This window comes from Actinomyces massiliensis 4401292 (genome assembly GCF_000269805.1).
Taxonomy (GTDB): Bacteria; Actinomycetota; Actinomycetes; order Actinomycetales; family Actinomycetaceae; genus Actinomyces; species Actinomyces massiliensis.
Genome location: NZ_JH711481.1, coordinates 1,926,178 through 1,939,764, shown reverse-complemented (window position 1 = coordinate 1,939,764; position 13,587 = coordinate 1,926,178). Strand labels below are relative to the sequence as shown.

The 13,587-nt window shown below is 69.4% G+C and carries 12 protein-coding genes; 4 read left to right on the top strand and 8 right to left on the bottom strand.

Going from position 1 to position 13,587, the window contains the following annotated elements; all coding sequences use genetic code 11:
• Positions 1–70: 70 nt before the first annotated feature.
• Both infC and W5W_RS0108245 read right to left on the bottom strand, forming a co-directional pair.
• The gene (gene infC, locus W5W_RS0108250) at positions 71–685 is read right to left on the bottom strand and encodes a translation initiation factor IF-3 (RefSeq protein WP_269771073.1); all 615 of its coding nucleotides are present in this window, start codon (positions 683–685) and stop codon (positions 71–73) included.
• Between the two features lie 398 nt (positions 686–1,083).
• Positions 1,084–1,896, bottom strand: a complete 813-nt coding sequence (locus W5W_RS0108245; protein WP_193760062.1) for an SseB family protein — start codon at positions 1,894–1,896, stop codon at positions 1,084–1,086.
• A 340-nt stretch (positions 1,897–2,236) separates the two neighbouring features.
• On the opposite strand from W5W_RS0108245, the gene W5W_RS0108240 reads away from it, so the two are divergent.
• From W5W_RS0108240 to W5W_RS0108230, 3 genes are read left to right on the top strand one after another with little or no spacing between them, the layout of a single operon-like run.
• Positions 2,237–3,055: a CDP-alcohol phosphatidyltransferase family protein gene (locus W5W_RS0108240; protein ID WP_017195071.1), complete on the top strand. Its 819-nt coding sequence runs from the start codon at positions 2,237–2,239 to the stop codon at positions 3,053–3,055.
• Positions 3,056–3,066: 11 nt separating this feature from the next.
• Positions 3,067–4,017 carry a phosphatidate cytidylyltransferase gene (locus W5W_RS0108235; protein WP_034498728.1) on the top strand — a complete coding sequence of 317 codons (951 nt, stop codon included), beginning with the start codon at positions 3,067–3,069 and terminating at the stop codon, positions 4,015–4,017.
• Positions 4,018–4,066: 49 nt separating this feature from the next.
• Positions 4,067–5,362 (top strand): lysophospholipid acyltransferase family protein, encoded by a 1,296-nt coding sequence (locus W5W_RS0108230; RefSeq protein ID WP_017195069.1) that lies wholly within the window; start codon positions 4,067–4,069, stop codon positions 5,360–5,362.
• 12 nt (positions 5,363–5,374) lie between these two features.
• On the opposite strand, the gene priA is transcribed toward W5W_RS0108230, so the two are convergent.
• The 6 genes from priA to W5W_RS0108200 all read right to left on the bottom strand — a co-directional run bounded on the left by priA (position 5,375) and on the right by W5W_RS0108200 (position 12,266).
• Positions 5,375–6,118, bottom strand: a complete 744-nt coding sequence (priA, locus tag W5W_RS0108225) for a bifunctional 1-(5-phosphoribosyl)-5-((5-phosphoribosylamino)methylideneamino)imidazole-4-carboxamide isomerase/phosphoribosylanthranilate isomerase PriA (protein ID WP_017195068.1) — start codon at positions 6,116–6,118, stop codon at positions 5,375–5,377.
• Between the two features lie 79 nt (positions 6,119–6,197).
• Positions 6,198–6,854, bottom strand: coding sequence for an imidazole glycerol phosphate synthase subunit HisH (hisH, locus tag W5W_RS0108220; RefSeq protein WP_017195067.1), 657 nt, complete (start codon positions 6,852–6,854; stop codon positions 6,198–6,200).
• A 177-nt stretch (positions 6,855–7,031) separates the two neighbouring features.
• Complete coding sequence (locus W5W_RS0108215) at positions 7,032–8,036, bottom strand: hypothetical protein (protein WP_017195066.1); 1,005 nt, start codon at positions 8,034–8,036, stop codon at positions 7,032–7,034.
• Positions 8,036–8,635, bottom strand: a complete 600-nt coding sequence (gene hisB, locus W5W_RS0108210) for an imidazoleglycerol-phosphate dehydratase HisB (protein WP_008731584.1) — start codon at positions 8,633–8,635, stop codon at positions 8,036–8,038. The genes W5W_RS0108215 and hisB overlap by 1 nt, the downstream gene beginning before the upstream one ends.
• Positions 8,636–8,912: 277 nt before the next feature.
• Positions 8,913–10,073, bottom strand: coding sequence for a histidinol-phosphate transaminase (locus tag W5W_RS0108205; RefSeq protein WP_017195064.1), 1,161 nt, complete (start codon positions 10,071–10,073; stop codon positions 8,913–8,915).
• 240 nt (positions 10,074–10,313) lie between these two features.
• On the bottom strand, positions 10,314–12,266 hold the full coding sequence (locus tag W5W_RS0108200; RefSeq protein ID WP_017195063.1) for a cation:proton antiporter: 1,953 nt from the start codon (positions 12,264–12,266) through the stop codon (positions 10,314–10,316).
• A 256-nt stretch (positions 12,267–12,522) separates the two neighbouring features.
• Between W5W_RS0108200 and W5W_RS0108195 the strand changes: the two genes are divergently transcribed.
• A complete protein-coding gene (locus W5W_RS0108195; RefSeq protein ID WP_017195062.1) occupies positions 12,523–13,509 on the top strand; it encodes a magnesium transporter CorA family protein in 987 nt (328 codons plus the stop codon).
• The last annotated feature ends 78 nt before the right edge of the window (positions 13,510–13,587 follow it).

The following is a 13,587-nucleotide window of genomic DNA, read 5'->3' as shown; positions in this document are numbered from 1 at the left end:
GCCCGGGCTGTGGACCCCTGACGGACTGCCGTCGGGGTGGGTGATGGACTGTGTCAGGCTCTGCCCGGCCTCATGCCTGTTCACCAGAGCTGGCGACGGGCGCGTTCCGGGCCTTGCCCGCATGCTTCTCAGCACGTCTGTTGGCGCGGGCCTCCTCACGACGACGGCGCTGGTCGGACTTGACCTCGGCCTTCTTGCGGGTGGGCGCCAGAACCATGACCATGTTGCGACCATCCTGACGGGGGTGGGACTCGACGGTGCCCAGCTCGTCCATCTCCTCCGCCACGCGCTGGAGCAGCCGGATTCCCAACTCGGGACGGGACTGCTCACGGCCGCGGAAGCGGACGATGCACTTGACCTTGTCCCCGCCCTTGAGGAACCGCTCGATGTGCCCCATCTTGGTGGCGTAATCGTGCTGGTCGATCTTGGGGCGGAACTGGATCTCCTTGAGCTGCGTGTTCGCCTGGTTGCGGCGGGCATCACGCGCCTTCATGGCCGACTCGTACTTGAACTTGCCGTAGTCCATGAGCTTGCACACCGGAGGGCGTGCGTCAGGCGCCACCTCAACCAGGTCGAGGCCCGCCTCCTCGGCCAGGCGCAGAGCATCCTCGACGCGGACGACGCCGACCTGCTCGCCACTGGGGCCGACGAGGCGCACCTCCGGGACGCGGATCCGTTCGTTGATACGGGGCTCGCTGATGGCTTTTCCTCACTCTCAGTGATGGTGACCGCCGCAGCGAAAAGGCCTTCGCCGCGAATACGCGCGAAGGCCTTACATGTGCTCACCCGAGCGCGGCCCGAGCAAAAGCGCCCGACGCCGCCGAGGATCTCTCCTCGCATGACCCGACCCCATCAGGGACCCAGGTGGGATTTCTCCGCTTGCGTGCCGAAGTAAGGAACTCCGGCCGGTCGGGAAGACAGTACCAGGTTGCCCTTCTCTTGCCCAGGACCACGATGACGGCATAGCGGTGACCCCGGACACCAGACCGATTTCAATGCGGAAGTGGACCGATCTCGGCGCGGAACTCGACCGATCTCGAGCCGGAAGTGGACCGATCTCGGCGAGAGTCGGCGGGCAGACGATCACGCGGGCAGCGGGCACAGCTCGACGGTGTCGATCAGCTCCCCCCAGGCGGGATTGACCATGATGTGCTGGCAGCCCTCCAAGGTCCTGGCCACGGCACTGCGGCCCTGGGCGGCGTCGATGCGGATGAAGACCCGCAGTTCGGCGTCCTGACCGGGAGCGAAGGCCACGCCGGTGACGCCGTCGATCTGTTCCAGCTGAGCACTGACCTCAGCCTGGACCGGCTCGTTGCGCCACGAGGGCACCCAGTCCTCTCCCCCGGCCAGGGCCACCACAGCGGGCCGGGGCAGACGCAGGTCGCGACTGCCGGGGTCCAGCACCCACAGCTGGTCGGTGGACAGGCAGGCCACCTGGGCGGCCCGCTGGGGCTCCACCGGGACCGGGCGCACGTCGCTGCGCCAGGCGGACATGGCCTGCGCACTGGTGAAGACCGGCAGCGCCACGTGCCCGTCGGGAAGGCTCACGGCCAGGGTGGCCGCATCCTGGCAGGCGTCGGCCGTATGAACCTCATGGTCGGGAACCTCGGGCTTGGCACCGCCCCGCGAGAGACTGACGCGCTGCGGACCGCCCGCGCCCTCCGAAAGGCGGGAGGCCTTGGAGGGCATAGAGGGCATGGAAGGCAGGGCGTGCGCGGCTACCGGCACGATGAGGCGCCCAGCGGCCAAGGCGGTCCACAACCGGTCCAGGTACTCATGACGAGGCAGGTCGTCCGCTTCCAGGGCCGCGCTCACCTCGGGGCGGACAGCACCGTCGTCCGCAGCGAACGGGGTGGGGGCGGCCAGAAGCCGCTCGAGTTTGGCCCTGGCCGCCATGGCCGCGGCCACTTGGGGCGACTGGCGAGACCGGGCAGACGCCGCCGCATCGGAGGGCGAACCGCCTGACTTCCCTGCATGGCCGCCCCCCGGAGCATCCGCTGAAGAAGCACGCCCCGCGGAGGCAGCAGGGGCGGAGGGCGACGCCGCATCCAAGCGAATGCCCGGGCGGGCATCGGACATGTCATCAGACCGGGGACCTGGACGTGATTCGCTCACGCGCCTCACGGTAGTGCCTCGAAGCCCTGGAGCCCAGTGAATCGCCCGGGAACCAGCGGTGGACCACCCGTGAACCGCATGCACTGAAGCGGCAGGAATAGGCAGGACTCCCCGTCCTCGAATGTTCTCCCGGACGCACAGCGCCGATAGCCTGTTCGCCGTGGCCTCGCTCTACTCGCTGAAGTACTGGTATACCCGGCGCCTGGGCTTCCTCATCCAGGGCTCGGTGCGCCGCGGCATCTCACCCGACGCATGGACGGCCGTCGGCGTCCTGTCGGCCGCTCTCGGCTGCGGGGCCCTGGTCATGGGCTGGTGGGTTCCGGCCCTGATCCTGCTGGCGGCCAGGCTCGGTGGAGCCAACCTCGATGGGGCCGTCGCCCGCGCCCGCGGAGTCTCGCGTCCCTTCGGCTTCGTCCTCAATGAGATCGGGGATCGAGTCTCGGACCTGTTCATCATGGCAGGCCTGGTGGGCTTGGCCCTGCGCATAGGAGCCCCTCCCTCCACAGTGGCCCTCACCCTGATCGCGCTGACCGCGGCGACGCTGCCCACCTTCATCTCCCTGGCGGCGGCCGGGGCGGGGGCTGCGCGGCTCAATGGCGGCCCCTTCGGCAAAACGGAGAGGTGTCTGGCCGCCGTGGTGGCCGCGGCCCTGCCCCAGTATCTGACCGCCATCGCTTGGATCATCGTGATCGGCTCCCTGCTGACGGCGGCCATCCGCCTGGCGCGCACCCGCAGGGCGCTCACGGGGCGCACGGGCCCCGCCATGGCCGACACGATGGCGCCCGCACCGCCGGAGGACATTGCCCGCCTGGGACTGGGACACGACCACACCGACCGCGCGCATCGCTCTTCAGACATCGGAGGCTCCCCCGACTCCCCCAGCCCCTCCACCGCGCAGGGTTCCGGCCAGGCGCCCCCGGACCAGGATGGCCGGCAGTGAGCGCCGCGATCATGAGCGCAGCGGGTCTCGTGGGCATTGCCGGCGCGCGGGGAGGATTCTTGGACTGGTTCCTGGGATGGGACCGCTCCTGGACCATCACCGTGCCCGGAGTCGGCTGGGTGCTCACCGGCCGAGCCGTGTTCCTGGCCGCGGCGGCTGTGACCATTCTGCTCCTGGCAGGCATCGGCGTGGCCCTGTCCGGGAAGGCGGAGCTGCGTCGCCGCTGGGTCACCTGGGCCATCATCATTCCGGCCGTGGGCATTCCGATCTGGATGGGCCGGGCGACAACAGCACTGCTGGCCGCGCTCCTGGGCCTCCAAGCGGTGCGGGAACTGGCCCGGCTCACGCACCTGCCACGAGCCGAGACCGCGCTCCTGGCCATCCTGTCCGTCGCCTATCCCCTGATGGCCTGGCTGCGCCCCGGGGTGCTGGGCATCGCACCCCTCATGGTGCTGGTGTGCGCCGTGCCCGCAGTCCTGGCCGGGGATGTCGAGGGCGGGATGAGGCGGGCAACGGTAGCCGGCTTCGCCTCGGTGTGGATCCCCTGGTCCCTGGCCCACCTGGTGGTCCTGTGGCAGGACGCCTTTCTCATCGCCTTCGCGGCAGCCGCCGCGGACGTGGCGGCCTGGACCGGGGGCACCTTCCTGCGCCGCATGCCATGGGCTGCATGGGCCCGCCGTCCCCTATCACCGTTGTCCCCGAACAAAACGCTCGGCGGACTGGTCGGCGCGGTGCTGGGGGCGGCTCTCATCCTCACCCTCCTGGGAAGGATCACGCCCGGGCTGGTGATCGCCGTCGGCCTGGGAGGCGTGCTCGGCGACCTGCTGGAGTCCCTGGTCAAACGCACTGCCGGAGTCAAGGACGCCGGCTCCTGGCTGCCCGGATTCGGCGGCCTACTGGACCGCGTCGACTCCCTCCTCCTGGTGCTGCCGCTGGCCGCCGTCCTGGGAGACCTTGGATAGGCTCTGCCTTTCACGCCCGACACCACCCCGTACGGAAAGGCCCGCCGTCATGCCGCCACTGCCCGCGCTGCCATCGCTGCCGCCACTGCCCGGGTCGGCCGACATCGCCTCCGCCGGGCGACGACTGCGCTCGATCGTGCGCACCCCCCAGAAGGTGACCTGGCGGGCGGTGCTGCGCCAGAGGTTCTGGTCCGCGGTCATCGCTCCGTTCGGGGGCGTTCACGTCGAGGGCGAGTTCGAGGCCGACGGCCCCTACGTCGTCGTCGCCAACCACGGCTCGCACGCGGACACGATCGCCATGATGAGCGCCTCCCCCACCCTCATGCGGGTGGTGACCGTGGCCGCTCAGGACTACTGGTTCACCCGGCGCTCACGGCGCGCCGTGGCACGAGGCCTGCTGGGCGCCTATCCGGTGCGGCGCGACGGCGAGGGTGCATACGAGGAGCTGCGCGGAGCACTGGCGCACCGGGTGGCCGAGTCCATGAGCGTCCTCATCTTCCCCGAGGGCACCCGCAGCCGGGACGGTCGGATCGGACGCTTCCACTCGGGTGCCGCCCGCCTGGCCCGGGACTTCGGCATCCCGGTCCTACCAGTGGCTCTCGTGGGCACCCGGGAGATGATGCCCAAGAAGAGAGGCCTGCCAAGCTATTCCCCGGTGGAGGTGCGAGTAGGTCGTCCGATCGCTCCTTGCGACGATGTGGAATCCGTCAGCGAGCAGGCCCGCGCACAGATCATGGACATGCTCAAGCGACCCCGCAGGCCCTACCCCGTCTCCGACATCCACACCGTGCTGCGCACGGCCATGGAAGGGCACCGGGGTGACGCCGTCATGTTCGCCTGGGGACTGGCCGAGGCGATCTCCTTCCCGATCATGGCGGAGATGAGCCAAGTCTGGCTGGGACTGACCCACCCTGAACGCATGTGGCGCCGATCCGCATTCGTAGTGGCCGGATCGGTCACCGGCGTGGCCGTGACCCACCTGCTCACCCGCGCCGGTCACCGCCCGCCGGCGCCCTGGACGACGCCGTCCATGGAGGCGGCCGCCTCCCGCTACCTGAGCCGGGGGCCGGTCGGCTACTGGAAGCAAGCGCTCACCGGCATCCCGGTCAAGCTCTTCGCCGCCGAGTCGGGGCGCCGCGACCTGCCCCTGCCCTCGGTACTGGCCCACGCCGCCGGGGAGCGCGCCGCCCGAATGGCCGGATCCACCGCCGTCGTATCGGCCCTGGCGAAGCCGTTGGGACCGATCACCCGCCAGCACTACGGCCCCTACCTGATCACCACCGGGATCGTCTTCGCCACGGCGCTGCGAGCCGTGGTCAAGCACTGGAAGCGCCGTCAGGGCTGAGGCGATCCGCGATCAGCGGGGCATGCGATCCCCCTCTTCACCGCTGGCCACCGCGAGCGCCTCCGGAAGCGTGAAGTTGCCGTTGTACAGCGCCTTGCCCACGATCGCGCCCTCAATGCCCTCGGGCACGAGCCGGACCAGCACACGCAGGTCATCGAGCTGAGCAATGCCTCCGGAGGCGACCACGGGGGCACTCGTACGGGCGCAGACCTGGCGCAGGAGCTCGGTGTTGGGGCCGGTCAGAGTGCCGTCCTTGGTGACGTCGGTGACGACATAGCGGGCGCAACCGGCGGCGTCGAGGCGCGCCAGCGTCTCCCACAGGTCGCCGCCCTCCTTGGTCCATCCGCGGGCCGCCAGAGTAGTGCCGCGCACGTCGAGGCCCACGGCGATCCTTTCGCCGTACTCGGCGATGACGCGCTCGGTCCATTCGGGGTTCTCCAGGGCGGCGGTGCCCAGGTTGACCCGAGCGGCCCCGACGTTCAGAGCGCGCCGCAACGAGGCGTCGTCGCGGATTCCTCCGGACAGTTCGACCTTGATGCCGACCTCGCCCACGATGCGGGCCAGCAGCGGAGCGTTGGACCCACGGCCGAAGGCGGCATCGAGGTCCACGAGGTGGATCCACTCGGCGCCGGCCTCGACCCAGTCGCGGGCGGCGTCAACGGGGCTGCCGTAGTCGCTCTCGCTACCAGCCTCTCCTTTGAGCAGGCGGACGGCCTTGCCGTCGGAGACATCGATGGCCGGCAGGAGAGTGAGCATAGTGGGTCCCTTCGGTGGTGCGATGGCCGCAGCCGCGGTGCTGCTGGGCGCCTGGTTGCAGAGTGTGGTGACAGGGCGGTTACAGGGTGGACAGCCAGTTGCGGAGCAGTTGGGCTCCGGCATCGCCGGATTTCTCGGGATGGAACTGAGTCGCGGACAGGGGGCCGTTCTCGATGGCGGCCACGAAATCCTCACCATGGGTGGCCCAGGTGGTTGCTGGGAGCCGCGTGCGTCCGGGTTCCAGCAGTGCTGCCGGGTCGGTCTTGGCGGCATAGGAATGGACGAAGTAGAAGCGCTGGTCGGCTACGCCGTCCAGGAGCACGGTGTCATGCGGCGGGCGGACCTCGCTCCATCCCATATGGGGAACCACATCGGCCTGCAGCCGTGCCACGGTCCCGGGCCATTGGGCGAGCCCCGCGGGGAGAACGTCATCGCTCCGCCCCGCAGCGTGCTCGGTGGAGGACTCGAACATCACCTGCATGCCCACGCAGATGCCGAGCACGGGCCTGCCCCCGGCCAACCGGCGTTCAATGAGTCGCGGAGCGTCGACGGCCCGCAACTGGTCCATGACGGCGCCGAAAGCCCCGACACCGGGAACCACGAGCCCGTCGGCGGCCTCGACAGCGGCCCGGTCGGCGGTCAGCTCGACGGCGGCTCCCACCCGTTCCAGGGCGCGCACAGCGGAATGGACGTTGCCGCTGCCGTAGGACAGGACGACGACGCTGGGCTGGTTCATGCGCTCACAATACCGGGGAACGGCCCTCGCGCCGCGCTTGTCTCGCAAGTCGATTCAAGCGAGTCCCCTGATCCGGCGATAGCGCTCCCGCACCGGTTATCACAGACGACGACAGACATGACAGACGATGATGGACATGGCAGGAACGAGAAATGGCAGAAGCAGCCTGAGAGGAATTCAGCTCTTGCCACCGCGAGGGCGGCGCAGCCCGCGCGCGAGCCATCGCATGGCCCTGGAGGTCTTGACCTCGGAGGACTTCAGCGCACCTTCGATGCCATCAGCGCTAGCGATGCCCAGCAGGACATCTTCGACCTCCTGGTCCACCGAGGCCAGCAGCAGTCCCGCAGCGGCGTCCTCGCCGGCCTTGCCATCCACATACCGGCGGGCGGTGATGGTGCCGGACAGGCCGGACTCGATGCCGACGTCAGTGGCCAGATCCGCTGTCAGCAGCACGACGCCCGCACGGCTGAGACGCGAGAGGGCCGAGGCGAGATCAGCCGCTTCGGCGGGCTCGGTGTCCGCTCCTCCGAGCAACTCGGAGACATCCCACTCGGCGTGGGCGGACACGAACTCCTTGACCGCGAAGGCCCCGGAGCGCGCGGGTACGACGGTGCATTCCAGGTCGCTCATGGCGCACATGGCGGCCAGTGCGTCAGCGCTCGCCAGGGGCGTGAGCACGACGGCGACCTTCACCGCCCGCGGAGGTGCGGACGATGCGGGCTCTGCCGGTCCGGCGTCCGATGCAGTTGAAGGGGATGTTGCAGGGGATGCAGAAGACGCAGGGGACTCAGCATCAGCGCCCTGATCCGAGTCCGGGCCGTCCCGATCGATCCGCTGATCCGACTGCCCGCCACCGGTCAGCGGCTCTTTCGGAGCCGTGTAGGTGTTATGGGGCACGTCATCCACGGAGACGACCGACGGCCCGGGCTCGTCGAGCGACTCCAGGGATTCCAGCGAGTCCAGTGAATCCAGTGAATCCATGGACTCCAAGTCCGCCTGCATCTCGCTCGGCAGTGCCAGGCCCTCCATCATCGCGGCGAACTCGGCATCAATGTCATGCTGGGGCGCAGCCCCGCCGGTACCGGCCGCATCGGTGCCGATGCCATCGGCAGAGTCGTGATCAGCTTCGGGCCGATCACGATCGTCGGGTTCGTGTCCGGGAGTGGTATTGGAGTCGTGCATCACAGTGCTCCCTTGGTCGAGGGGATTCCGTCAACGCGCGGGTCGGATTCGACGGCAGTGCGCAGTGCCCGGGCGAGGGCCTTGAACTCGGCCTCGGCGATGTGGTGGGGGTCGCGCCCGGAGATGACGCGCACGTGCAGGCAGATGCCCGCATGGTAGGCGATGGCCTCCAGGACGTGGCGGACCATGGATCCGGTGAAGTGTCCGCCGATGAGATGGTGGGCGAAGGCCTCGGACTCCCCGGTGTGGACCAGGTAGGGGCGCCCGGAGACGTCCACGACCGCCTGCGCCAGGGCCTCGTCCAGGGGGACGGTGGCCTCGCCGAAACGGCGGATGCCGCGCTTGTCCCCCAGGGCGATGCGCAGGGCCTCGCCGATGCAGATGGCGGTGTCCTCCACGGTGTGGTGGACGTCGATGTGGGTGTCGCCGGTAGCGCGCACCGTCAGGTCGATCAGCGAGTGCTTGCCCAGAGCGGTGAGCATGTGGTCGTAGAAGGGCACGGTGGTGGAGATGTCCGTGGCGCCGGCGCCGTCGAGATCGATCTCGACGACAACGCTGGATTCGCTCGTGGTGCGCTCGATGCGCGCGGTGCGGCTCATGTCGGCTTCCTGGAGACGGGTGGGGTGATGATCCGGCCGGTCGGCGCGCGGGCCGATCGGGGCGTTGGAGTGCACCTGCTGGGCCATACGGGCAGCGGCCGGTCGGCGCGCTCCAAGCGCTGCCGGTACCGAGCCTACCGGGGACCGGGGCCGCCGGAGGCACGTCGAAGACTGCCGAACGGTTCGGGGCATGAGCCGGAGGCCGATAGCCGCTCGTAAGACCCGCTGCTGAGCCACCGGGGCGGGCACCGGTTGGGCGCCGTCGGCCTGGCGCTCATCACCCGAATCGCATGGCGCGCAGCAGTTCGGCGCGCAGGCGGTCCATCTCCTGAGGCGTGCCGATGCTGGCGCGCAGGTAGCCCTCGGGGCCGACCACCCGGATGAGGACTCCCGCCGCCACCAGCTGCTCCCAGATAGCGTCGCGGTCGGCGAAGGGGCCGAAGAGGACGAAGTTGGCGTCGGAGTCGTACGCGGTGAGCCCCTGGGCGCGCAGCCAGTCCACCAGGACATCGCGCTCCTCGCGCAGGCCGGCGACCTGCGCCATGAGCTCCTCGCGGTGGGACAGAGCGGCCAGGGCGGCGGCCTGGGTGATGGCCGAGAGGTGGTAGGGCAGGCGCACCACGCGCAGGGCGTCGACAAGCTCGCGGGACGCGGCCAGGTAGCCCAGGCGCAGCCCGGCGGCGCCGAAGGCCTTGGACATGGTTCGGGTCACGGCCAGGTGGGGGTTGGTACCATCCGCGAGCAGCTCCAGCGCGCTGGGTACGCCGGGACGGCGGAACTCGGCGTAGGCCTCGTCGATGACCACGACGCAGTCGGCCCGGCCGGGCCGACCGTCGCCACCGCTGCCCGTTCCCACAGGGATAATCGGGCCGTTGCCGCGGGCGGCGTCGAGGATGGACTGGATGTCGGCCAGGGGCAGCGCGGTGCCCGTAGGGTTGTTGGGGCTGGCCAGGATGACGACGGCCGGGTGCACCTCCTTGATCGCGGCTGCGGCCCCCTCGGCATCGATCGTGAAGTCCGCGCGGCGGGGACGGGTGGCGTACTCGGTGAGGGTGTCCCGGGCGTACTCGGGGTACATGGAGTACGTGGGGGTGAAGGTCAGGCAGGTGCGCCCCGGGCCGCCGAAGGCCTGGAGGATGTGGAGCATGACCTCGTTGGAGCCGTTGGCGGCCCAGATCCGCGTGGGGTCCAGCCGCACACCGGACTCGGCGGCCAGGTAGTCGGCCAGGGCGGCGCGCAGGTCCGGGAAGTCGCGCTCGGGGTAGCGGTTCAGGCCGGTGGCGGCCTGGGCCACAGCAGTGGCGATGGACTCGATGACCGCGGGCGAGGGCGGGTAGGGGTTCTCGTTGACGTTGAGCCGTACAGGCACGTCGAGTTCAGGTGCTCCGTAGGGCGTCTCGCCCTCAAGGCCGGGGCGCAGGGGTAGCGAGATACTCACGCCCGCAAGTCTACGAGGCGGAGCGGCCGGAGATGCTCATGCAGCGCTTTCACCGGGAAGACGTGTCCAAAACGGAGGAGATCAGCGGGCCCTCAGGCTCGATGTCCGGAGGAAACCGTTCTCCGGCCTGGGGATTCGGATCCGCTTGCTCCGGCGCCCCAAGTTAATCTCCTCCGTTTTGGACACGTTTGCCGATCCAGCCCTGTTCCGAGGCCGAAACTGCGGGCGCGGCTCTGCGGTTCAGTGAGGATCGGAGGTCAGCATGATCTCCTGCATGTCCAGGCGGCCCAGGGCGTACTCCAGGGAGGCGGCCGAGTAAAGTCCGTCGTCACCGGCGTCCAGGAGCGCCTCGCGCTGGGCACGGATGATGTCCAGGGTCTTGTCCCGCAGCATGGCGAGGTCCTCATGACGCCAGGTGGGGTCGGTCCAGGCTCTGGCGACCCGTGTTGTCGAAAGCACCAGATCAGTGCCCTGGCGCCGCAGGAACCTGGAGACGGCCGCGTTCTCCGCCCCCTCCGAGTTCTCCGTCGCCCGATTCTCGCCCGGCCAGACTCCGCCGGCCCGATCCTGTTCCAGACCATCAACGGGCGCCTGCAGCGCCGACTGGCCGGAGTCGGCGGGCACTGGGGCATCGACTGGGTGGGGCTCCGCGGACTGGGCGCCATCGTGGCCTTCCATGCTCACCACAACATCCTTGGCGGCGTCGACGAGGAGGGAGATGACGGCGGCCTTCTCCTCGTCGTCGGCCCGCCCCGCCATGGCCGGCTTGGCCAGGCGCACCAGAGCAGACAGGGTGAGCCCCTGGATGGTCAGGGACCCGGCGGCCACCAGCATGGCGACCAGCAGGAGGAACGGCCGGTGAGGGGCGGTGGTGGGCAGGGTCTGGGCGGCGGCCAGGGTGACGGCGCCGCGCATGCCCGCCCACACGATGATGACACCCTCGCGGGCGCGCAGGGGCTCGGCCGCGAAGTACTCCAGGTCGGCGCCCCGGCGGCGCACGCGGGTGGAGAGCATGCGCGCGCGGCGGACCATGCGCTCCCGACTGGGCTCGCGCTTGAGTTTGCCCTGGACTCTGGAGAAGCGGCGCCGGTCCCACGGAACGTGGGGCATCTCGGCCTTGCCGCGCATAATGGCCGAGCAGCGGTCCTGGAACTGGTGGATGGCCTCCTGGTTCTCCTCCCAGAGCCTGGTCCGGCGGGCGGTGCGGCGCCGCAGGAACGTCAGCATGGGGGCCACGACGATGGCGCGGATGACGACGGTGAGGAACCCGGCGATGACCGCGACCTCCCCGGCGCGCCACAGGCCGAGGTCGGCGGAGTCGACTTCCTCCACGATGCCGAAGAACTCCAGGCCCATCACCAGGAAGATGAGGCCTTCCAGGGTGAGCTCCACGGTGTGCCAGTTGGTGCGGGCCGCCACTCGGTGAGCGGGCGGGAGCATGCGCGGGCCCCGGTGCCCGGTGATGAGCCCGGCGACGACGGCCGCCACCAGGCCCGAGCCATGCATGTGCTCAGCGGGGATGGCGGCGAGGAAGGGGACGGTGAAGGAGACCACCGTGTCCACCGTGGGGTCGGTGATGCGCGAGCGCACGTGCAGGCTGGTCTCGCCCACCACCACGCCGACCCCGAGAGCCACGAGGACGGCCAGCGCGAATCCGCCCAGGACCCCGCCCACGCTCACGTTGCCCGAGGTGGCCGCGGTGACGGCGGAGGAGAGGACCACCAGAGCGGTGGCGTCATTGAGGAGCCCTTCCCCCTCCAGGACGGTGATGATGCGCTGTGAGACTCCAAGGCGCCGGGCGATGGAGATGGCCACGGCGTCGGTGGGGCTCAGGATGGCGCCCATGGCCACGGCCCAGGCCAAGGACAGGCCGGGCACCAGAAGGGTCAGGGCGAATCCGATGGCCCCGGCGGACAGGGCCACGAGGAGGACGGCCAGGATGGCGACCGAGGCGATCTCCCGACGGAAATTGATGGTGGAGATGCTCACTGCGGTGGAGAACAGCAGCGGCGGCAGGATGCCCTCGAGGACCACCCCGGGCTCCAACTCGACGGCCGGGACGAAGGGCAGGAAGCCGACGCCGATACCGGCGGCCAGCAGGATGAGGGCCGGGGCGACGCCGATGCGATGGCTCAACTGCGATGCGGCCGCGATACCCAGCACGCCCAGCACGGCGATCATGAGGAGATCCATGGAGGCAAGCCTACGATTCCGCGAGTGCGCGAGCCCCGGCGCGAACGATCCCTGGACGGACACCGCCCCCATCGCCGAGATCGGTCGTATTCCGCCTCGAGATCGGTTCACTTCCGGCTCGAGATCGGTCCTGAAATGATGTGCGTCCACCAGTGAAGGTCTTGCTCTAGAGGATTGTCAGGCCAAGGCGCGTCGACAGTCGGCCGCCCCGATGCGGCGACGAACCGTACAGCAGCAGGAGTGGCAGGATTGGCCCATGACCTTCCGAGCCCTGGCCTGGCGCGATGGCCGCCCCACTGACGAGGCCCCCGCGGAGCTGGAGGGCCTGAGCGCGGCCATCGCCTCGCCGGAGCTACTCGTGTGGGCCGATCTGGTGAGCCCTACGCGCGACGAGCTGGAGCTCCTGGCCTCCGAGCTGGACCTCGACCCCAACGCAGTGGAGGATGCGGTCGCACCGCACGAGCGCGCCAAAGCAGCTCAGCACGAGGGATACATCTTCTTCATCACCTATGCGACACTGCCCGGCTTCGCCTCCACCGAGGGGGATGAGGAGGATCAGCTGAGCAAGATCGCGGGATTCTCCTTCCCCGGAGGGCTCGTGACGATCCGGGCCTCCGACCGCATCGACACCTCCACGCTCACGCGGCGCATCAATTCCAACCGGGAGTTCCTGCGACTGGGCTCCCCCGCCATCGTGCACGCAGTACTGGATCTCGTCGTGGACGGTTACCTCACTACTGTGCAGGAGCTCGACGACGCCATCGAGGCCCTGGAGGACGAGTTGTTCTCACCGGATTCGCGCTCCACGGAGTTCCAGCGCACCGCCTATGACGTACGCACCAAACTCGTCACCCTGCGTCACGCGGTCCGACCGATGAGGGAGGTCGTCAACGTGCTGTGGCGACATCGCGAGGACTCGCTGAGCGAGCTGGATCCGTTCTACGCCGACCTCAACGATCACGTCCTGCGGGCGACGGAGTGGACGGAGTCGCTGCGCGACATGATCACCAGCGTCTTCGAGACCCACCTGTCGCTGCAAGACCAGCGGCTCAACAATGTGATGAAGAAGCTGGCCGGCTGGGCGGCGGTCATCTCCGTGCCCACGCTCGTCACCGGATGGTTCGGTATCAATGTGCCCTACCCGGGGGTCGGCGAGAACTCCGGGCTGATATCCGCAGTAATCCTGGTGGTCGTTCCCGCGGTCGCCGTGTATGCGCTCATGCGGAAGAACGACTGGATCTGATCCGGGGAGATCCGGGGGGGATCAAGCATCGAGTCCTGGTTCACAACTGAACCAGGACTCGATGAGTCTGCGGGCAAC